17 protein-coding genes are annotated in these 20523 nt (G+C 57.8%); 6 read left to right on the forward strand and 11 right to left on the reverse strand.

Annotated elements, in window-relative coordinates:
- Positions 1-64 precede the first annotated feature (64 nt).
- From QZT71_RS01450 to QZT71_RS01460, 3 genes are all read left to right on the forward strand, one after another.
- Positions 65-706, forward strand: a complete 642-nt coding sequence (locus QZT71_RS01450) for a hypothetical protein (protein WP_295911393.1) — start codon at positions 65-67, stop codon at positions 704-706.
- A 92-nt stretch (positions 707-798) separates the two neighbouring features.
- On the forward strand, positions 799-2133 hold the full coding sequence (locus QZT71_RS01455; protein WP_295911395.1) for a phasin family protein: 1335 nt from the start codon (positions 799-801) through the stop codon (positions 2131-2133).
- Between the two features lie 20 nt (positions 2134-2153).
- Positions 2154-3236: a serine protease gene (locus QZT71_RS01460; RefSeq protein ID WP_295911396.1), complete on the forward strand. Its 1083-nt coding sequence runs from the start codon at positions 2154-2156 to the stop codon at positions 3234-3236.
- A 170-nt stretch (positions 3237-3406) separates the two neighbouring features.
- On the opposite strand, the gene QZT71_RS01465 is transcribed toward QZT71_RS01460, so the two are convergent.
- From QZT71_RS01465 to QZT71_RS01495, 7 genes are all read right to left on the reverse strand, one after another.
- Positions 3407-4672, reverse strand: coding sequence for a BatD family protein (locus tag QZT71_RS01465; RefSeq protein WP_295911398.1), 1266 nt, complete (start codon positions 4670-4672; stop codon positions 3407-3409).
- A gap of 175 nt (positions 4673-4847) precedes the next feature.
- The gene (locus tag QZT71_RS01470; RefSeq protein WP_295911399.1) at positions 4848-6242 is read right to left on the reverse strand and encodes an aldo/keto reductase; all 1395 of its coding nucleotides are present in this window, start codon (positions 6240-6242) and stop codon (positions 4848-4850) included.
- 11 nt (positions 6243-6253) lie between these two features.
- A complete protein-coding gene (locus tag QZT71_RS01475; protein WP_295911401.1) occupies positions 6254-7771 on the reverse strand; it encodes a 4Fe-4S binding protein in 1518 nt (505 codons plus the stop codon).
- Positions 7772-7777: 6 nt separating this feature from the next.
- Positions 7778-8335, reverse strand: coding sequence for a flavodoxin (locus tag QZT71_RS01480; RefSeq protein ID WP_295911402.1), 558 nt, complete (start codon positions 8333-8335; stop codon positions 7778-7780).
- 20 nt (positions 8336-8355) lie between these two features.
- Positions 8356-8895, reverse strand: coding sequence for a flavodoxin family protein (locus tag QZT71_RS01485; RefSeq protein WP_295911403.1), 540 nt, complete (start codon positions 8893-8895; stop codon positions 8356-8358).
- Between the two features lie 22 nt (positions 8896-8917).
- On the reverse strand, positions 8918-9757 hold the full coding sequence (locus tag QZT71_RS01490; protein WP_295911405.1) for an aldo/keto reductase: 840 nt from the start codon (positions 9755-9757) through the stop codon (positions 8918-8920).
- Positions 9758-9767: 10 nt separating this feature from the next.
- Entirely contained in the window at positions 9768-10955 is a 1188-nt protein-coding gene (locus tag QZT71_RS01495) for a carboxymuconolactone decarboxylase family protein (protein ID WP_295911457.1), read from the reverse strand.
- Positions 10956-11198: 243 nt separating this feature from the next.
- On the opposite strand from QZT71_RS01495, the gene QZT71_RS01500 reads away from it, so the two are divergent.
- Positions 11199-12095 (forward strand): AraC family transcriptional regulator, encoded by an 897-nt coding sequence (locus QZT71_RS01500; RefSeq protein WP_295911407.1) that lies wholly within the window; start codon positions 11199-11201, stop codon positions 12093-12095.
- Between the two features lie 100 nt (positions 12096-12195).
- Here the strand turns inward: QZT71_RS01500 and gpmA are convergent, their stop codons facing one another.
- The 4 genes from gpmA to QZT71_RS01520 form a co-directional block, all read right to left on the reverse strand.
- Positions 12196-12942, reverse strand: coding sequence for a 2,3-diphosphoglycerate-dependent phosphoglycerate mutase (gene gpmA, locus QZT71_RS01505; RefSeq protein WP_295911408.1), 747 nt, complete (start codon positions 12940-12942; stop codon positions 12196-12198).
- Complete coding sequence (locus tag QZT71_RS01510) at positions 12939-13955, reverse strand: 2-hydroxyacid dehydrogenase (protein WP_295911410.1); 1017 nt, start codon at positions 13953-13955, stop codon at positions 12939-12941. Before QZT71_RS01510 ends, gpmA begins: the two co-directional genes overlap by 4 nt.
- A 56-nt stretch (positions 13956-14011) precedes the next feature.
- Positions 14012-15064: a class I fructose-bisphosphate aldolase gene (locus QZT71_RS01515; protein ID WP_295911412.1), complete on the reverse strand. Its 1053-nt coding sequence runs from the start codon at positions 15062-15064 to the stop codon at positions 14012-14014.
- Positions 15065-15160: 96 nt separating this feature from the next.
- Positions 15161-16009 carry a helix-turn-helix domain-containing protein gene (locus tag QZT71_RS01520; protein WP_295911414.1) on the reverse strand — a complete coding sequence of 283 codons (849 nt, stop codon included), beginning with the start codon at positions 16007-16009 and terminating at the stop codon, positions 15161-15163.
- 161 nt (positions 16010-16170) lie between these two features.
- Between QZT71_RS01520 and QZT71_RS01525 the strand changes: the two genes are divergently transcribed.
- Entirely contained in the window at positions 16171-17334 is a 1164-nt protein-coding gene (locus QZT71_RS01525) for an efflux RND transporter periplasmic adaptor subunit (protein ID WP_295911415.1), read from the forward strand.
- 3 nt (positions 17335-17337) lie between these two features.
- Entirely contained in the window at positions 17338-20523 is a 3186-nt protein-coding gene (locus tag QZT71_RS01530; protein WP_295911417.1) for an efflux RND transporter permease subunit, read from the forward strand.

Raw genomic sequence — 20523 nt, forward strand, 5'->3', positions numbered from 1 at the left:
AGCCTTTTCCTGACATTTACCCTATAACAAACATCCAGTTCTTATTTTTTCAACCAATCCAACAATGCGCCAAATCATCAATCTGGCCGCTGCGGCCATCGTAACCGCTGTATTTTCTTCCTGCTCGGCACTCACGGGCTATCCCACAGACTCCGAGGCCAGTTACGCCAAGGCTATCGAACTCACGAAAAAAAGCGTCGATACCGACAAATTCAAAATCTACTCGCTCCTGTTCATGGAGGGCGAAGCCCTGTCGGACAATCTCATGGCCGTAACGGCAAAACTGGTCAACAAGGACAACCAGGCATTCAGCCAGACCTATTACATGAACGGAACCGAGCCTACGGCACTGCGCGAGGTGCAGCAGACGTTCGAAGCCCCCGCCTACGAAACCACCGTCGGCATCGACCTCACGCAACTCGACGCGGCGAAAATCGCCGCACAGATTGCCGAAGCCAAGACGATGCTTCCCGAGGGACATTCGTACAAGTCGGTCGGCTACTACGAAATCGAGGAGGAGGTGCCGGCGGGAAACGAGGCATTCAACCGCGGCAAGAAATTCGGCACGCAGCACACCACGTTCATCGTACGCTTTACCGAAGACGGCAAGGAAACGGAAAGCAGTGCCGGCAAAACGGCATATATCTACTACGAGGGTAAGGTAACCGTCGCTGACGACGGTTCGCTTTCGATCGAGGAAAATTAACTTTTTTCGGTTTCAAGCACGGTTTTCAGCCGTTTTTTCCTAAATTTACAGAATCAACGTCCACAAGAGGACTTTGTCATAACACAGACAACATGAAAACTACTCACTCATTCGTCACTCCGGTTCTGGACTCCACGCAGAGCAAAGTCAACATGGAGGCCTACGAGCAGGCAATCGACCGCTATAACGAGGGAAGCCACCTCGAAGCGTTCCATCTGCTGCTCGACCACCTGAACCCGGAATTCCGCACCAAATACGGCAACGCCGGCGGTACGGAGTTCCATATTCCCCACGGTTCCATTCTGGTAAACATCCTCGTCGCAGGGGACAAACTGCAAATCAGCGCCGATTTCCTGGAGCTGCCCGAGAAAGGCCGCGTCGCCATGCTGCGCCAGGTCGCCGACCTGAACATCAACCGCCTGATGCTGCCGCGCTTCCGCAAGAATGGCGACACGCTGAAGATGGAATACGCATGCCCGTTGTCGCAGAGCCATCCGCACAAAATCTATTTCATCCTGCGCAACATCTGCCACATCGGCGACCGCTATGACGATGAATTCTGCGCGAAATTCGGCGCACGGCGCAGTTACGAGCCGCAGATTACGCCATATCCGGAGGAGGAAACGACCCGCATTCACGAAGCGATACGGCAAACCTGCCGCGAAACGCTCGACGCGGTAAAAGAATACGAAGCCGAACGCAAATACGGCTACTCGTGGAACGTAATCGACACGGCTTTCTATAAAATTTCCTATTTCGCACATCCGCAGGGGCAGTTGATGAACGACCTCGACAAGGCCATCGACGATATGGACAAGGAGCTTCCGGTAGCAGAGTTGGTGGTAAAAGGCAAGGCGTTTCTGGAAAAACTGCTGGCGATGCCGCGCGAAGAGCTGGCACGCGACCTCTATTTCGTCGACACGCTGGTTTCGACCAAGCGCCGCTCGTCGCTGAATAACGTCCAGGAGAACTTCAAGGACGTTTATCTGGAAGCAAACGAGGCTATCGAAGCCGAAAACTACGAGCGCAGCGCTGTCCGCATCCTTTACAAATTCTACGAAATGTATTTCTACAACGACGTGCAGGACGACCTGAACGCCGTGGTCGCAAATGCGCTCCGCAAATCGGCCGGCAAACCGATGGAGGAGGCATCGGAGATACTCTTCGAAGCGCTCGAGAAAGTCATGGAGGACGACCTCACTGCCGACGACGGGGACGAAGACGAAGAATCGGGCGAACTCGGCATCGCGGCAGCCGCGGCAGTCGAACAGGTACAGCAGATGGCCGCCGCCATGCAGGGGGAGGTCGTGGCCATGCAGGCCGCCATGCAGCAGGCGCTGGCCAAAGGCGACATGGCCGAATACATGCGCCTGGCGCAGGAATTCCAGCAGAAGATGATGGAACAAGCCCTCGGACAACAAAAATAACCGCTCAAAACCGCATATTCATGGAACAGAACAATATTTACAAGTCGGTATTCAAAGTCACCCACTCGGGCGGCTCCGGGAGTTGCTTCTACCTGAAAAGCTACGACCTTTTCGTAACGAACTACCACGTGGTCGACGGGTTTCGCGATGTCGCCATCCACGACAACGACCGGAATCCCTACCTGGCGAAAGTCGTGCTGGTCAATCCGGCACAGGATATCGCCCTGCTGGCAGCCGAGGGGGATTTCTCGGCGCTGCCCGAAATCGCACTTGCCGGTGACGACACGCTGACCATCGGCCGCAAAGTCTATGTCGCCGGATACCCCTACGGCATGCCGTTCACGATTACCGAAGGTTCGGTGTCGTCGCCCAAGCAGCTGATGGACGGCAAATATTACATCCAGACCGACGCCGCGGTCAACCCCGGCAACTCGGGCGGCCCCATCCTGAACGACGACAACGAAGTGGTCGGCGTGACGGTCAGCAAATTCACGCAGGCCGACAACATGGGCTTCGGCATCCGGGTCGAAACACTCCATGCACTGCTGAATTCAATCGGCGAACTGGACCGCACGGTCTTTCAGGTGCAGTGCGGCAGCTGCGAGGAACTCATCGCCGAAGAGGAGGAGTTCTGCCCGTCGTGCGGCGACAAGTTGCCGGAAGGTGTTTTCGAGGTGCGCGAGCAGTCGCCGCTGGGCGGATTCGTCGAGTCGGCCATCGAACAGATGGGTGTCAACCCCGTGCTGGCACGCGACGGGTACGACTCGTGGCTCTTCCACAAAGGCAGTTCGGAAATCCGCATCTTCGTCTACGACAACAACTACCTCTTCTCGACGTCGCCAATCAACCTGCTGCCAAAAAAAGAGGTGGAGAACGTGCTGGACTACATGTTGAGCGAGGATTTCGGCCCCTACAAACTGGGAATCGAGGGGCGTCAAATTTACATCGCATACCGCATCCACCTTTCGGACATCACCGATGAGTCGGAGGACGAAATCCGGAAAAACATCGTCAACCTCGCTTTCAGGGCCGACGAAATGGACAACATGCTGGTAGAGCGTTTCGGCTGTGAATTCTCGGAATATTCGAAGACCGACGCATAACAGCTCGCACACAGCAATAAAGCAAGGGCAGGATTTACGTAAATCCTGCCCTTTTCAATCGCGGCATTCCGCATCCGCCTAACCGAATATCTCTTTCAACTCGAGCCACAGGCTCATCGGACGCTCACCCATGTACGGCAGGCCTTGCCCTGCGGCGTCCGCGACCTCGCCTAATTTTTCAGGTAGAACGAGGATATGCGGACAGTGCGGCGGTTTGCCTGCATCAGGTACCTGTACTCATAGGCGCCCCCGCGGCTGACGAGCACCGACGAAGTGATGCCGTCGAAACTCCGCAGGTCGTAGCGCCGCGTCGGCCCCAGCCCCATATACGGCGTCACGAAAAGCGTTTCACCGTCGACGCACAGCCTCACGGCCGAACGCCTCAACTCACCGAACAGCAGCCAGCAGGAGGCAAAGAGCATCAGTCCGGCCGCCAGCACGACCGGGAAAGGGGTCTTCGTATCCGCATCGGACAGGAAATAAACCAGCAGGGCGCTGAATCCGAAAAAAAGCAGGGTAGTCGCCGCGAGCATGTATCCCCGCCACGAGAAGCGGGATACGACGGCATGCCGGCCCGCAGGTACCGCATGGTCGCGCACAAAGACCGCGCCCCACAGGAGGATGACGACACCCGACAGGACATACAGCGTCCACCTCCAATTGCGGGCTCCGGCTTTCAGGGTGAGGACATACGGAGAAACGGCAAAAGGCTTTCCGCCGAATGACAGCTGCGGGACGAGTGTACAGCGTTCCGCACCCCGAGAATCTATCCGGTACCTGTAAACGTACTCATCCTCCCCGTTCACAGCGGAATACCCGGTCGAAAACGGCATACATCCGACACCGTTCACCATCAGCAAAGGCTGCGCCTGATCGGGTTTCCGGCCGCAGACCAGCCGGACGACATATCCGCCCGTCCGGGCCATTGCGGCGGTATCCGGTTCGAGCCGGCACTGCGGCTGCACGACAGCGGTATCGGGCCGGATTGTGATGACCAGCCCCTCGCAGCGGCACGTCCGGCCGCCCACGACCGCCGAGGTCCCCGGCACAGTCACGTCGCCGCTTACCGGGGAACGCACCAGGTAACGATAAGCATACGTATCGGAGCGGGTCGTAACACCGTTGACAATCGACATCTGCGAGCCCTGCGAGCGCCCGAGTTCCCGGACAAGGGTCAGGGCTCCCCAATGCGGCTGCGCGATGGACTCGATTTCCCCGGACGCCGTATACGACACCTCGAACTCCTGGAAAACCCGCGGCTGCTGAGGCGTGACCTCGATTCCGAGCTGCTGCGCCTGCACGGGAATGCCGCCGCACGCCGCTCCCGGACAAGCCGACGGTAGTGCCGTTTCAGCCTCCCGGGAAAAAGCATCGGGCGCAAACAGGGCAAACAGCATGACGATCAGCGCAAAGCTCCGGCAACAGGTTTTCTTCATATTCGTCAGGTTTCGTGAATCGCCTCCAAAGATACGAATAATCGCGCTTCCGGCCAGTGCTCCGGCCTCTTTTTTCAAAACGAACGAGGCCACAACTCCCCTGTAAAAACACATCCCGGGATTCTCAGAATCCCGGGGATGCATTCTACACTGAATTACACGCAAATAAACGGTATTACAGGTTGTCCTGCTTAAGGTGCTCCACATACTTGTCGATACGCTGCATCTCCTGCGGTATGCGGATATTCTGGGGACAATGCGGCACACATTGGTTGCATCCGATGCAGCGGCTGGCCTGGCGGAGCTTCGGTACGCTGCGGTCGTAGCCCACGAGGAATGCGCGGCGCGCCGTGCGGTAATTTTCATCCTGCGACGATACGGCCACGTTTCCCTCGTTGACACACTTGTTGTAATGGAGCAGGATAGCCGGAATATCCAGTCCGTAGGGACACGGCATGCAGTATTTGCAGTCGTTGCAGGGAATCGTGGGGTAGCGGAGCATCAGCTGCGCCGTTTCCTCCAGGAATTCCTTGTCCGCATCGGTCAGCACGTCGAGCGGCGAATAGGTGCGCAGGTTGTCCTGCAGGTGCTCCATGTACGTCATGCCGCTCAACACGGTCAGCACGCCGGGGAACGATCCCGCAAAACGGAAAGCCCACGACGCGACGCTTGACGAAGGGCGGCGTTCCTTGAGGTGGGCGGCGACATGGTCGGGCACGTTCGACAGGCGTCCGCCCAGCAGCGGCTCCATAATGACGGCAGGAATACCCCGTTTCTCGAGCTCGCCATAGAGATACTCCGCATCGGTATTGCGCGTGTTCACCTCCTTGGCATGTTTCCAGTCCACGTAGTTGAGCTGTATCTGCACGAAATCCCACTTTATTTCGTCATGGCGCGATAGCAGGTAGTCGAACACCTCGATTTCGCCGTGGTAGGAGAATCCCAGGTTGCGGATACGTCCCGCCCCGCGTTCGGCAATCAGGAAATCGAGCATCCCGTTATCGAGGTAGCGGCTGCGGAGGGCCGCCATGCCGCCCATGCCGATACCGTGCAGCAGGTAATAATCGATATAATCGACCTGCAGGGCCCGGAACGAGTTACGGTACATCTCCATCGAGGCCGCACGGCTGTGGGTCGACGGATCGAAATTCGAAAGCTTGGTCGCAACGAAGAACCTGTCGCGCGGATGACGCTTCAGGGCGATACCCGTCGCGGTTTCCGACCACCCGCGGACATAAGCCGGGGAGGTATCGAAATAGTTGACGCCGTGTGCGATGGCATAATCGATCAACTCGTTCACGGCCTGCTGGTCGATTTCATCGCCCGAACCGTCGGATCGGGAGCGCGTCGGCCAGCGCATACAACCATACCCCAGCAGCGACACCCGCTCTCCCGTTTTGGGATTGACGCGGCAGGTCATCTCGCCGGCCGGGACTCCGTCTGCAGCAGTCGCACTCCCGGCTGCGCCGCCTTTGGGTTTACATCCGTAGAGGGCGGCGGTCGTGGCCGCCGTTCCGGCGCCGAGTACTTTCAGGAATTTCCGGCGGTCTATCTTTTCTTTCTCTTTCATGGCTGTAACGGTTAAATGGTACGGTGGCGTCGGTGCCCCTCGACATAAATGGCACTGAACGGGCGGCTCGGGCACAGGTTCTCACAGGCACCGCAGCCGATGCAGCGCTCCTCGTTGACGACCGGGATAAGCGGCGAATCGGGCTGGTCCGGATTCTTATGCACCATATGGATAGCCCCGGTCGGGCAGTGGCGGGCGCAGTTGCCGCAATCCACGCCGTCGGTGTTCACCACACAGTTTTCGGCAATCCACACGGCATGGCCGATCTGCGTCGCCGCCTTATCGGCAGCCGTAATCGGACGGATGGCCCCCGCAGGGCAAACCTCCGAACACTTCGTGCATTCGGGACGACAGTATCCGCGCTCGTACGACATTTCGGGCACCATCAGGGTCATCAGCTTTCCCGAGGGCCTCAACACCTGGTTGGGGCACACGGCGACACAAAGCTGACAGCCGGTACAGTGCGCCTCCATATTACGGGCCGCCAGCGACCCCGGCGGGGTCAGGGGCGTCGTACGGTTGGGGATTTTCTTGTCTTCGATCACCGCAAGGCCGCCGTCGACCTTTTTCTCCTGCGCACGGACGGTTGCCGCATAGGCCATGACGCCGACAAGCGACAGGAATTTGCGGCGCGAAGTACCGGACTGTACGTCCGCTCCGGCGGCAGGTTTCACGGCTGCTGCCCCGGCATCCGCAGAATCACGCTTCGCCGCAGGTTTGTGCGAAAAGGCAATGGCTCCCTGGCGGCACTTGCCGAGGCAGTCCATGCAGGCCACACAGCGACTGTAATCGATTTCGTGCGCCTTGGCATCGATACACGAAGCCTTGCAGTTGCGGGCGCAGAGGCCGCAGCCGTTACATTTCGAAGTATCGATCCGCGGTTTGAAAATCGCAAAACGCGACACGAAACCCAGTATCGTGCCAACGGGGCAGATCGTATTGCAATACGTACGGCCGTTGCGCCAGGCGAGCACCACCAGCACCACGCATGTCACGGCGGCTACGGCCAGTGTCGCACCGCTTTTCACCCACACGTCGACCGTGTAGAACGCATAACTGTCCATCCGCTCGGCCAGGTACGCCATGAGGTTGTTGCCCCACTGGTAGAACGGTGCAAAAAGGTTCGACACGATACGCCCGTAGGCGCTGTAAGGAGCCAGCAGGGCGGCTACCGGCTTGAAGTGGGCGACCATCGCCACGACGAACAGCGCCAGCACGCCGTAGCGCAGCCATGCCAATGCCCGGGAATAGGCGAAACGGTTTTTCCTGCGCCGGGCCGCCGTCCACGACACGACGTCCTGAAAGACGCCCAGCGGACAAATCACCGAACAGTAAACGCGCCCGAACAACACGGTCAGCAACAGAAGCAGGACAAGGATACCGGCGTTTACCGCCAGCAGGGCAGGCAGGAACTGCACTTGGGCCATCCAGCCGAACCACGCATGCAACGTCCCCGTGAAGTCGAGGAACAGCAGCGTGATCATCGTGAAAAAAAGGGTCGCAACCGCGATTCTGATTTTTCGCAACATTTCGATTTATTTAGTCAGGTTTATATCCCGGAGCCATGTCAGCACGGCATCCTGCGAACTTTTCACGGCTCCGCCGCGTACGGGAAGTCCGCGGGCCACGGTGGCCCCGGTACAAAGTTTTCGAATATCCTCTTCGCTGTGGCCCATGCGGCTGCCCTCGTGCGTCATAAAGGGCACGACGGTCTTGCCCGACCAGTCGTAACCGGCGAGGAAAGTCGCCACAGGAGGTGCGATTGTCGCCCACCAGCAGGGCGAGCCGACGAAAACCACATCGTATCCGGCGATGCTTTCCGGCTTGTCTTTCAACGCAGGATGCTCCCCTTCGGCAATCTCTTTCTTCGCCTGGTCGACGACAGCCCGGTATTCGGAAGGGTAGGCCGCCGCAGGAACGATTTCGAAGACAGCGGCACCGGTCGCCGAAGCAATCTGCTGCGCGAGCTCGCGCGTATTGCCGCTGTGCGAGAAATAGGCCACCAGCACTTTCCTGCCGGGAGCCGTCTGTGCATTCGTATCCATACCGGGAAACAACATCGTTATCAATGCCATTAAAATCGTTATTCGCATATTTTATTATTTTCCAAGTTTCACGCCCGGAGTCCCATCGCATAGGCTTCCTCCATCGCAGGCATTCCCTCGATGTCGCCGGCCTGCCATGCCCCGACGCCGTAAATCACGCCTTTCTCCCGGGGCCCTTCAAGGCAGTCGAGGAATCCCCGGAAGCACTCGACCGTACGCTCCATCATCGGAACGCTCTGCTCGGCAGCGGTCAGGATAAAGTAGAACTCCTTGCCGGTCATCTCCAGATAACGGGCGCAGGCACGGTCTATCAGGGTTTTCATCTGTGCGCACAGCGTATAAAAGTAGACCGGCGTAGCCATCACGATTACATCCGCCGCGACCATTTTGCCGAGCACTTCCGCCGCGTCGTCTTTCTGCGGGCAGGGCTTCGCCCCGTTGTAACACGCACCGCAGCCCGTGCAATAGCCAATCTTCCGGTCTTTCAGGAAGATTTTTTCCACCTCGTGCCCGGCCTCCAGGGCACCTGCCATAAAACGGTCGCACAACCTGTCCGAGTTTCCCCCGCGCCGCGGGCTGGAGGAGAGAATCAATATCTTCTTTGCCATAATTTCAAATTCAATTGCCGGATTATAAATTACAGAGCCATGCAACCACTTCCGGATCGCGGTGATCGAGGAAACTGCTTTTATTGCGGTCGAGCGCTGCGATCGCCGTCATGTCCCCGGCGTCCAGTTCGAAGTCGAATACGTCGAAATTCTCGACGATACGCTCTTTGTGAACCGATTTCGGAATGCATACGACATTCCGCTGTATCAGCCAGCGCAGCACGACCTGCGCCACCGTTTTTCGGTGTTTAGCGGCAATCCCCGCGAGCACCCCGTCGGTGAACAGGTTGTTTTTTCCCTCGGCGAAAGGTGCCCATGACTCGATCTGCACGCCGCGGTTCTCCATCAGCGCCGCACTTTCCACCTGCTGGAAGAAAGGATGCGTTTCCACCTGGTTCACGGCAGGCACGATTTCGTTGTGCAGAATCAGGTCGACGAGTCGGTCGGGATAGAAGTTGCTGACGCCGATAGCGCGTACGCGCCCCGCCTTGTAGAGCTCCTCCATCGCCCGCCACGAACCGTAGACATCGCCAAAAGGCTGGTGGATAAGGTAGAGGTCGAGGTAATCGAGCTGCAGGAGTTCGAGCGATTTCGTGAACGCCTTTTTCGCACGGTCGTATCCGGCGTCGCTGATCCAGAGTTTGGTCGTGACGAACAGCTCCTCACGGGGAATCCCGCTGCGCCTGATTGCCCGGCCCACGGCAGCCTCGTTGCCGTACGCCGAAGCGGTATCTATCGAACGGTAACCCGCCATAAGAGCCTCATAAACACATTCTTCGCAGAGGGACTGGTCGGCAATCTGGTAAACGCCGAACCCGAGGATCGGCATTTCCACGCCGTTATTTAATAGTATGTTCTTCATAACTTTCCTTTTATTCGGGTATCACTTCATTCAGGCACGCAATCGCATTCAGCGTCCGCGGGTAACCTACGTAGGGCAGCAATTGGGTCACGACTGCCAGCAGCGTCCGCTTGTCGTTACCGACGTTCACGTTGCCCTGGATGTGCCCCTTCAACTGCGGCTCGCAGCCGCCCAGCGACAGGAGCATCGAAAAAGTCAAAAGTTCGCGCATCTTCGCATCCAGTCCGCCGCGGGCGACATAATCGCCGAAACAGTTGGCCGACAGGTAATCCTGTATGTGTTTCTGGTTCGCCGGCGCCGCTGCGCGCATCGCATCTATCCGCTCGCCGAAAATTGTCTTCTGCACGGCCAGCCCTTTTTCAAAACGCGTTTCGGGCGAGGTCGTCGACTGCCCCTCCAGCGGGAGCACGACGCCGCGTGCCGCCAGCACGCCGTTCGTAATATCCACGAAGTCCGCCACCCGGGCCATGCCCACATAGGGTACCGCCTGATAGAGCACCTCTTTGGCCTCGACAGGCGTGACACCTGCATCGAGGGCCCCGCCGAGCGCACTCCGGTATTCGGCATGCGCCTGTCCGGCTATGCACGAGGCAAGGATGCACATCATCCGCATCCGGGGGTCAAGTTCACCATATCCAAGGACTTCACCGAACGCAAAATTACCAAAAATTTCAAATAATTCAGGGTCTTCCGCCTTAAATTTCGACGCCTGTTCCGGGAACGACGCCGTATAATTCCGTACGGCCGTTTCGTCCGACCGGGATGCGGCGCCGGCTACCGCCGAAGTCGCAGCGGCATACTGCGCGTCGTCGACCGGCTCCAGCCATGTATTGCGGTTCGTCTGCGGATTGGCTTCGATCGCCAGATGCGCGAACCAGCTGTCGGGGGCCGCACCGTGCCAGTGCACTACATCGGGGGCGATTTCCACCACATCGCCCGGCCGCAGTTCGCGGGCCGGTTCGCCCGCAGCCTGATAGTAGCCGCGGCCGCTCACGGCGACCAGCACCTGTCCGCCCGTGTGGCTGTGCCAGTTGTTGCGGCACCCAGGCTCGAACGTCACATTGGAAATCGGGCAGTTGAGCTCCCCGTTCCGCGTCAACCGGGCGAGGTATGCCTGCCCGGTGAAATACTTCGAAAACATTTCGGGCAATTTTTCCCCGCGCGGGAAAACAACGCCCATCCGTTCATTCGTTTTCATATTACCCTTGTCTTTGTTTTGTGCATAAATACCCGTCGCTGCGAACAGCAGCACGACGAGCGTCGTAATCAACCTGCTTTTCATTTTTCTGAATTTTTCCACATTGCAAAAGTAGGGCACTTCAAACATCCGGTTCTTACCCGGATTACGGTTCGTCGTACCATTATTACCGATTCGCCGGCAGGGGCGCGGCAGGGGTCGAAAAAAACACTAACTTTGTGACAAACGAATAAAAAACGGATTATGGAAGAGATTGCCAAACTGGACCATATTTACCAGTACAACGAAATGATGGGCGTGGAAACCCTGCACCCGCTGGTCAGCGTCATCGACTTTTCGAAATGCCCGCCGGCCCGGCACTCGCGCCGCATGTACGGTTTCTATTGTGTTTTTCTGAAAGACGTCAAATGCGGCGACATGCGCTACGGCCGCCACTATTACGACTACCAGGAGGGGACGCTCGTATTCCTCGCCCCGGGACAGGTGGTCGGCATCGAGGACAACGGCGAGCAATTCCAGCCCAAAGGCTGGGCGCTGCTGTTCCACCCCGATCTGCTGCGCGGAACGTCGCTCGGGCGCAACATCGGCCAGTACACGTTCTTCTCCTACGAATCGAACGAGGCGCTGCATCTCTCGGAGCAGGAGCGGCACGTGGTGCTCGACTGCCTGCACAACATCGCGGGCGAATTGCAGCACGCCATCGACAAACACAGCCGGACGCTGATCGTATCGAACATCGAGCTGCTGCTCAATTACAGCATCCGTTTCTACGAACGCCAGTTCACCACGCGCAGCGAAGTCAACAAGGATGCGCTGTCGGGATTCGAACGGCTGCTGAACGACTACTTCCGGGACGATACGCCGCAGCGCGACGGTGTGCCCACGGTACGCTGGTGCGCCGACCGGCTGCACCTCTCGGCCAACTATTTCGGCGACCTCGTAAAAAAGGAAACCGGCAAATCGGCCCAGGAATACATCCAACTGAAGGTCATCGACATCGCCAAGGAGCGTATGTTCGACATCACCAAATCGATCAGCGAAATCGCCTACGAGCTCGGTTTCAGGTACCCGCAGCACTTTACACGCCTGTTCAAAAAGTGCGTGGGGCAGTCGCCCAACGAATACCGGATGCAGAGCTGACGCCACTCCGGATAGGGCGAAACCCCCGTATCGTACGAACGATGCGGGGGTTTCGCATAAAACGACCGGACAGAATCCAACCGGCCACTTATCCGGCCCGTCAGCCTCTCTTGCCCTGGTTGGCCACAGCGGCCATCAATGCGGCTATCTCCGCGGGATCGCCCAGGAAATAATCCTTATCGTAGTTCAGCCCGTCGTCGAACTCGAAGACATAGGGCACGGCCGTGGGCAGGTTGAATTCGGAAATCGCCTCGTCGGAGATGCCTTTCAGTGTCTTGATAATACCGCGCAGGCTGTTGCCGTGGGCCACGACCAGCAGGGCGTCGTGGTGCGCCAGCGCAGGCAGTATTTCGCATTCCCAGTAAGGCATGGTGCGGGCGACGGTATCGCGCAGCGACTCGGTGCAAGGCAGTTCGGCCTCGGGCACATCGCGGTAGCGGACGTCGAAACGCGGGTTGCGCGGGTCTTCCCCGCCGAGCGGGGCCGGGGCCACGTCGTAACTACGCCGCCAGATATGCACCTGCTCGTCACCGTATTTTTCGGCGGTTTCCCGCTTGTTGAGTCCCTGCAGCGAACCGTAATGCTTCTCGTTAAGCCGCCAGCTCTTCGAAACCGGAATCCAGTCCTGATCCAGTTTGTCGAGCACGAGGTTGAGCGTCTTTACGGCCCGTTTCAGGTAAGAGGTATAGGCTCGGCCGAACTGAAACCCCTCCTTGCGGAGCAGTTCCCCGGCCTTCGCCGCCTCGGCAACGCCTTTCTCGCTCAAATCCACATCCGTCCATCCCGTAAACCGGTTCTCCCGGTTCCATGTGCTCTCGCCGTGGCGGAGCAAAACGACCTTTTTCATCCCATCGCCTTTTCTGCTTCGGCCCGCACCTCGTTCACCAGCTCCCGGTGCTTGTCGAAATCGTTAATATTCTGCAAAGTAGTGTGCGCTATATTATCCAGCGCTTCATGCGTAAAGAACCCCTGGTGCGAGGTCATGATAACGTTGTTGAACGACAGCAGGCGTGCCAGCACGTCGTCGTTCATGATGCTGTCCGAGGTGTCTTCGTAGAAATAAGCGGCCTCCTCCTCGTATACGTCCAGTCCGGCGGCTCCGACTTTTTTCTCTTTCAGCCCTTCTATCAGCGCTTCGGTGCGAATCAACTGCCCGCGGCCCGTGTTGATGATGATTACCCCGGACTTCATCCGTGCAACGGCGCCTTCGTTAATCATATACCGGGTCTGGTCGGTCAGCGGGCAGTGCAGCGAAATAATGTCGGCACGGCGGTACAGCTCGTCGAGCGGCACGTACTTTATCTGTGCCGCGGCGGCATACTCCTCGTCCGGATAGATGTCGTAAGCCAAAATTTCCATGCCGAAGCCCTTGAGGATGCGTATCAACTCGCGGGCGATTTTTCCCGTACCGATGATGCCCGCCGTCTTGCCGTACATGTCGAAGCCCATCAGGCCGTGCAGCGAGAAGTTCCCGTCGCGCGTACGCCAGTAGGCGCGGTGGACTTTGCGGTTGAGCGCCAGCATCAGCGCCACGGCGTGCTCAGCGACGGCGCACGGCGAATAGGCCGGAACACGCACGACGGGAATGCCGTATTCCGCCGCGGCTTTCAGGTCGACGTTGTTGAATCCCGCACAGCGCAGGGCAATCAGTTTCACGTCCATTTCGGCCAGTTGGCGAATCGTGTCGGCATCGGCCGTATCGTTCACGAAGATACAGACCGCATCGGCGCCCTTGGCCAGCAGGGCATTGTTGGCATTCAGGTGGCTGCGGTGATAGTTGAACTCGAACCCGAAAGCCGCATTCGCTCGGTCGAACGACTCGCGGTCATAAGGCTGGGTTCCGAAAAACGTTATTTTCATAATGTACTTTTAACTTCTTATTATCTTATCCTAAAACGTTTCCGGACAAGGGATTATTATGCAATCGTCACCCCGGGATCGAGGTATACGTCCTGAATGGCGTTGAGCAGCGCCACTCCCTCGGCCATCGGACGCTGGAACGCCTTGCGGCCGCTGATAAGGCCCATGCCGCCGGCACGTTTGTTCACCACGGCCGTCATGACCGCCTCCTGCAAATCCGAAGCCCCGCGCGACTCTCCGCCCGAATTGATCAATCCGACACGCCCCATGTAGCCGTTGGCCACCTGATAGCGGCAAAGGTCAATCGGGTGCTCGCTCGTCAACTGCGAATAAACCTCGTCGCGCGTCTTGCCGAACCCGATTGCCCGGAACCCGCCGTTGTTCTCCGGCAGTTTCTGCTTCACGATGTCGGCCTTTATCGTCACGCCCAAGTGGTTCGCCTGTCCGGTCAGGTCGGCCGAAGAGTGGTAGTCGACGCCGTCCTTTTTGAAACTCCCGTTGCGCAGGTAGCACCACAGAATCGTCGCCATGCCCAGCTCGTGCGCCTCATCGAACGCCCGCGCAATCTCGACCAATTGGCGGCGGCTCGGCTCCGAGCCGAAATAAATCGTGGCGCCGACGGCTGCAGCCCCCATATTCCACGCATCGCGCACGGTACCGAACAGCACCTGGTCGTAGGTATTGGGGTAGGAGAGCAGCTCGTTGTGGTTGAGTTTCACGATAAAAGGTATCCTGTGGGCATATTTGCGCGCTACGGAACCCAGCACGCCGAACGTCGAAGCCACCGCGTTGCAGCCGCCCTCGATGGCCAGCTCGACGATTTTGCCCGGATCGAAATAATCCGGATTGGGGGCGAACGAAGCGCCGGCCGTGTGTTCGATGCCCTGGTCTACGGGCAGAATCGAAACATATCCCGTATTGCCCAGCCGGCCGTTGGCGAGTATCCATTGCAGACTGCCGAGGGTGCGCACATTGCGGTCGGATTCCATCCAGACCCTGTCGACGGTATCGGGCCCGGGCAGGTAGAGCCGTTTTTTGTCGATAGTCCGGCAAACATGGGAAAGATAGTATTCCGCTTTCTCGCCCAGAATTTCAATCGTCTTGCTCATAATCATGCATATTTAATGAATCAGGTGTTACCCTGCAATTCAGGTTCCAAAGCACCCTGCGTACCGGACAAAATAAAAGCCGCCCGGCGGGGCGGCTTATTTCTTGGTGTTGCGGTACTCGGTAGGAGATTCGCCCGTATGCTTCTTAAAATAGCGCCCCAGATAGGACTGGTCGGGAAAGTGCAGGCGATAGGCAATCTCCTGCACCGACAAATCCGTCGACTGCAGGAGCATCTTGATTTCCAGCAGCACCGAGCGGTCGATGAACTCCTTGGCGGAACTGCGCGCGATATTGCGCACGATGGTCGAAAGGTAGCGGGTCGAGATGCAGAGTTTGTCGGCATAGAACGAAACTTCGCGCTGCTGGGAGCTGTGCTCGTGCACGAGGGCCACGAAACGGTGGAACAGTTCGGTCTGCCGCGTAGTCGTTTCGGGCGTCTGGTGCTGCATGTTGGCAAAACGCTGCACCTTGTCGTATATCTCCATCAGCACGTTCTGCAGGCGGTTGCGGATAATCGTATTGCGGAAGACATTGTTCCGGTCGCGGTACGTGTAGGCCGCCATCTGAAACCAGATGCCCGCCCCCTCGACGATACGGGGCGGCGGGTAGGAGATGGGATTTTCACGCAGAGCCCGGAAAAACGAGGGTTCGAGCCGGAATCCCGCTTCGGCGAAAAGGTCGCGCGAAAAGGCACAGAACGTCACCCGGAAGTCTTCGGTACGCTCCGTGAGCATCAGCATGGAGCCGGGCAGCACGAGTATCATCGTATTGCGTTTCACCACCCCGTGATATTGGTTTACGGTAACCTCGGCGCTGCCTTTGCGGCAAAAGAGGATAGCGCCTCCCTCGCAGCGGCTCGCGTAGTTGCTGTAAAAGCTGAAATCGGATTCCCCGACGACAAATTGCTCTTCGGGCGTAGTTATTATGGGGTTAGGCGCAGACATACGAATTCTTTTTTCGAACAAATTTAACGATTTTTTCATTATAATCCTAAAATTTGTTCCGAAAAACACCAACACTGTTCGCAATATAATGGCATGATCGCATCCTTTTTAGGGTACTTTTGCAACGAAAAAAGTTTTTTTAGTTTAAAAGAGGAGAAATTATGAAGCAAACATTTGTGAAAGCAGCCGTTATGGCCTGCTTCATGGCGGCCGTTTCGTGCGGACAGGCACCGACGGCACAGGGTCCCGCCCAATACGGCGTAATGACCATTGCCACCACTGACCGCGAAATCCCGAGCAACTACTCCGCAACGATCCGCGGACGTCAGGACATCGACATTTATCCGCAGGTTTCGGGTACCATCTCCGAACTCTGCGTCAACGAGGGCCAGGTCGTATCGAAAGGACAGACCCTTTTCATCATAGACCAGGTACCGTACAAGGCGGCGCTGCAGACTGCCGAGGCGAACGTCGCAGCGGCCAAGGCCGGCGTAGCGACGGCCCAGCTTACCTATGACAGCAAAAAGGAGCTCTTCGCCAAGAACGTCGTATCGCAATACGACCTCTCGACGGCCGAGAACACGCTGCTGACTGCCAAGGCACAGCTCGCACAAGCAGAAGCACAGCGCGTCAACGCAGCCAACAACCTCTCTTACACGGTCGTGAAAGCCCCGGCCAACGGCGTGGTAGGGACGCTGCCGTACCGTGTCGGCGCCCTGGTGAGCGCATCGCTCCCGCAGCCCCTGACCACCGTGTCGGACAACTCGGACATGTACGTCTACTTCTCGATGACCGAAAACCAGCTGCTCAACCTGACGCGCCAGTACGGCTCGATCGCCAACACACTCAAGAACATGCCCGACGTACAGCTGCAGCTCAACGACGGTTCGATTTACGACAAGACCGGCCGCATCGAGTCGATCAGCGGCGTTATCGATCCCTCGACGGGCAGCGTACAGCTGCGTGCAGCGTTCCCCAACAAGGACGGCCTGCTTCACAGCGGCGGCGCCGGCAGTGTGATCCTGCCCAACATCCACAAGGATTGTATCGTCGTACCGCAGACTGCGACGTTCGAACTGCAGGATAAGGTATATGTATATAAATTGGTGGACGGCAAAGCCTCGTCGTCCATGATCGACGTAGAAAAAATCAATAACGGCAGGGAGTATATCGTCAAGTCGGGCCTTACGCCGGGCGAGGTGATCGTTGCCGAAGGTGTGGGTCTGTTGCGTGAAGGCACGCCCGTGATTGCCAAAGGACAGGATGCTCCGGCACCGGCAGCTCCCGAGGCCGCAGCCCAAACCGAAACCGAAAAGGAGGAATAACATATGACACTGAAACATTTTATCGAACGACCCGTACTGGCGTCGGTCATATCGATAGTAATCGTCATCGCAGGTATCATCGGACTCGTGGGACTTCCCGTCGAGCAGTATCCCGATATCGCGCCCCCGACGGTTATGGTGCGCGCCAGCTATCCCGGCGCCAGCGCCGAAACAATCCAGAAGTCGGTCATCGTTCCGCTCGAGGAAGCTATCAACGGCGTGGAGAACATGACTTACATCACTTCATCCGCCGCTGTCGGCAGCGCCACCATTTCGGTTTATTTCCGCCAGGGAACCGATGCCGACATGGCCGCCGTGAACGTACAGAACAAGGTATCGCGGGCCACCGGTCTGCTTCCTTCGGAAGTTACGCAGATCGGTGTGACCACCATGAAGCGCCAAACCTCCATGGTGAAGATTTTCTCGCTCTACAGCCCCGACGACTCCTACGACGAAACGTTCCTGGCCAACTACGCCAAAATCAACATCGAGCCGCGTATCCAGCGTATCCACGGTGTGGGCGAGGTATTCACGCTCGGTGCCGCCTATTCGATGCGCATCTGGCTGAAGCCCGACATCATGGCCCAGTACAAACTCATCCCGTCGGACGTTACGGCGGCACTCGCCGAGCAGAACATCGAGTCGGCGACCGGTACGCTGGGTGAGAATTCCCAGAACACGTTCCAGTACACGCTGAAATACCGCGGACGTCACCAGACGCCCGAAGAGTTCGGGGAAATCGTGATTCTTTCGCAGCCGGACGGCACGATACTGCGCCTGAAAGATGTCGCCGACATCGAACTGGGCAGCGAGTCCTACGCATACAAAGGCTACACCAACGGCCATCCGGGTATCAGCACGATGATTTTCCAGACTGCGGGCTCGAACGCCACACAGGTCGTGAACGATATCGAAGCGCTGCTCGAAGAGGTCGACGCCGAACTGCCCAAAGGCATAGAAGTCGCCCACCTGCAGAGTGTGAACGACTTCCTCTACGCCTCGATGAGCGAGGTGCTGAAAACCCTGATCGAGGCCATTATCCTCGTGGTGCTCGTGGTATACGTCTTCCTGCAGGATATCCGTTCGACCCTGATTCCCACGATTTCGATTCTCGTGGCGCTGGTCGGTACGTTCGCATTCCTGTTCTTCGCAGGGTTCTCGATCAACCTGCTGACGCTCTTCGCACTCGTCCTTGCGATCGGTACGGTGGTCGACGACGCCATTATCGTAGTGGAGGCTGTCCAGGCGCGCTTCGACGTGGGATATAAGTCCTCTTACATGGCCACCATCGACGCCATGTCGGGTATCACTTCGGCCATCATTACCTCGACGATGGTCTTCATGGCCGTGTTTATTCCCGTCGCCATGATGGGCGGAACGTCGGGTGTGTTCTATACGCAGTTCGGTATTACGATGGCCGTGGCCGTCGGTCTTTCGGCCATCAACGCCCTGACGCTGTCGCCGGCGCTTTGCGCCATGTTGCTGAAGCCCTACCTCGACGAAAACGGCGAGATGCGCGACAACTTCGCGGCACGCTTCCGCAAGGCTTTCAACACGGGATTCAGCGCCATGGTCAACAAGTACAAATACGGCGTACTGCTCTTCATCAAGCACAAGTGGCTGATGTGGTCGACGCTCGGCCTTGCCATTGCGGCGCTGGTGCTGCTGATGAACACCACCAAAACGGGTCTGGTGCCCGATGAAGACCAGGGTACGATTATGGTCAACGTGACTGCTGCCCCGGGTTCGTCGCTCGCAGAAACCCATAAAATCATGGAGAATGTTTCGCAGCGTATCCAGGGTATTCCGCAGATCCGCGACTACATGCAGGTTGCCGGTTACGGTATGATCGCCGGACAGGGTTCCTCGTACGGTATGTGTATCATCAAGCTCAAGGACTGGAAAGACCGTCCGGAAAAGACCGACGACGTGAATGCGGTCATCGGGCAGATTTACGGGCGTACAGCCGACATCAAGGATGCGCAGATATTCGCCGTGGCACCGCCGATGATTTCGGGTTACGGTACTTCGACCGGTTTCTCCATGCACCTGCAGGACAAGGCGGGAGGGGACCTGACCGATTTCTACAACATCTACCTGCAGTTCATCGGCGCATTGAACCAGCGTCCGGAAATCGAGAGGGCCTATTCGACGTTCAACATCAACTTCCCGCAGTATATGGTGGACATCGACGCTGCGAAAGCCAAACGCGCCGGCATCTCGCCGAACACGATTCTTTCGACGCTTTCGGGCTACTACGGCGGCCAGTATGTTTCGAACATCAACCGCTTCTCGAAAATGTACTACGTGACGATTCAGGCCGATCCGAAATACCGCCTCGACACGGAATCGCTGCGCAATGTCTTCGTACGCACGCAGAGCGGGGAGATGGCTCCGTTGAGCGAGTTCGTGAACCTGACGAAGGTTTACAGCTCCGAAGTCCTGAACCGCTTCAACCTCTACAACTCGATCGCCGTGAACGGTACGGCCGCCAACGGCTATTCGTCGGGCGACGCCATCAACGCCATCCGCGAGGTGGCCGCACAGGTGCTTCCGCGAGGCTACGGTTACGAATTCGACGGCATCACCCGTGAAGAGGCACAGACGGGCAGCAACACGGCTATCATCTTCGGTATCTGTATCCTGCTTATCTACCTTATCCTGAGCGCCCTGTACGAGAGCTTCCTCGTGCCGTTCGCCGTCATCCTGTCGGTACCGTGCGGCCTGATGGGCAGCTTCCTCCTGGCCAAGATAATGGGGCTGGAGAACAACATTTACCTCCAGACGGGTCTTATCATGCTCATCGGCCTGTTGTCCAAAACGGCCATCCTGCTTACGGAGTACGCTTCCGACCGCCGCGCTGCGGGCATGAGCCTCACGCAGGCCGCCGTATCCGCCGCAAAGGTTCGTCTGCGTCCTATCCTGATGACCGTCCTCACGATGGTATTCGGTATGATCCCGCTGATGTTCTCGTCCGGCGTAGGCGCCAACGGCAACTCGACGCTGGGTTCGGGTGTCATCGGCGGTATGATCGTCGGAACGCTGGCCCTGCTGTTCCTCGTACCGACGCTGTTCATCGTCTTCCAGACCCTGCAGGAGAAGATCAAGCCGCTGGAGTTCGATCCCGATCCGCAGTGGGCCGTACGTGCCGAACTGGAGGAGTGTAAAAACGAGAAAGAGGAGGAATAA

This window comes from uncultured Alistipes sp., assembly GCF_902388705.1.
Classification (GTDB): domain Bacteria; phylum Bacteroidota; class Bacteroidia; order Bacteroidales; family Rikenellaceae; genus Alistipes.

Excerpts from the sequence above, each read along its gene's own strand:
- QZT71_RS01480 (WP_295911402.1), bottom strand. The coding sequence starts at position 8,335 with ATGCGAATAACGATTTTAATGGCATTGATAACGATGTTGTTTCCCGGT.
- QZT71_RS01525 (WP_295911415.1), top strand. The coding sequence starts at position 16,171 with ATGAAGCAAACATTTGTGAAAGCAGCCGTTATGGCCTGCTTCATGGCG.
- QZT71_RS01465 (WP_295911398.1), bottom strand. The coding sequence starts at position 4,672 with ATGAAGAAAACCTGTTGCCGGAGCTTTGCGCTGATCGTCATGCTGTTT.
- QZT71_RS01520 (WP_295911414.1), bottom strand. The coding sequence starts at position 16,009 with ATGTCTGCGCCTAACCCCATAATAACTACGCCCGAAGAGCAATTTGTC.
- QZT71_RS01450 (WP_295911393.1), top strand. The coding sequence starts at position 65 with ATGCGCCAAATCATCAATCTGGCCGCTGCGGCCATCGTAACCGCTGTA.
- QZT71_RS01510 (WP_295911410.1), bottom strand. The coding sequence starts at position 13,955 with ATGAAAATAACGTTTTTCGGAACCCAGCCTTATGACCGCGAGTCGTTC.
- QZT71_RS01530 (WP_295911417.1), top strand. The coding sequence starts at position 17,338 with ATGACACTGAAACATTTTATCGAACGACCCGTACTGGCGTCGGTCATA.
- QZT71_RS01495 (WP_295911457.1), bottom strand. The coding sequence starts at position 10,955 with ATGAAAACGAATGAACGGATGGGCGTTGTTTTCCCGCGCGGGGAAAAA.
- QZT71_RS01515 (WP_295911412.1), bottom strand. The coding sequence starts at position 15,064 with ATGAGCAAGACGATTGAAATTCTGGGCGAGAAAGCGGAATACTATCTT.
- QZT71_RS01470 (WP_295911399.1), bottom strand. The coding sequence starts at position 6,242 with ATGAAAGAGAAAGAAAAGATAGACCGCCGGAAATTCCTGAAAGTACTC.
- QZT71_RS01475 (WP_295911401.1), bottom strand. The coding sequence starts at position 7,771 with ATGTTGCGAAAAATCAGAATCGCGGTTGCGACCCTTTTTTTCACGATG.
- QZT71_RS01490 (WP_295911405.1), bottom strand. The coding sequence starts at position 9,757 with ATGAAGAACATACTATTAAATAACGGCGTGGAAATGCCGATCCTCGGG.
- QZT71_RS01455 (WP_295911395.1), top strand. The coding sequence starts at position 799 with ATGAAAACTACTCACTCATTCGTCACTCCGGTTCTGGACTCCACGCAG.
- QZT71_RS01500 (WP_295911407.1), top strand. The coding sequence starts at position 11,199 with ATGGAAGAGATTGCCAAACTGGACCATATTTACCAGTACAACGAAATG.
- QZT71_RS01460 (WP_295911396.1), top strand. The coding sequence starts at position 2,154 with ATGGAACAGAACAATATTTACAAGTCGGTATTCAAAGTCACCCACTCG.
- QZT71_RS01485 (WP_295911403.1), bottom strand. The coding sequence starts at position 8,895 with ATGGCAAAGAAGATATTGATTCTCTCCTCCAGCCCGCGGCGCGGGGGA.
- gpmA (WP_295911408.1), bottom strand. The coding sequence starts at position 12,942 with ATGAAAAAGGTCGTTTTGCTCCGCCACGGCGAGAGCACATGGAACCGG.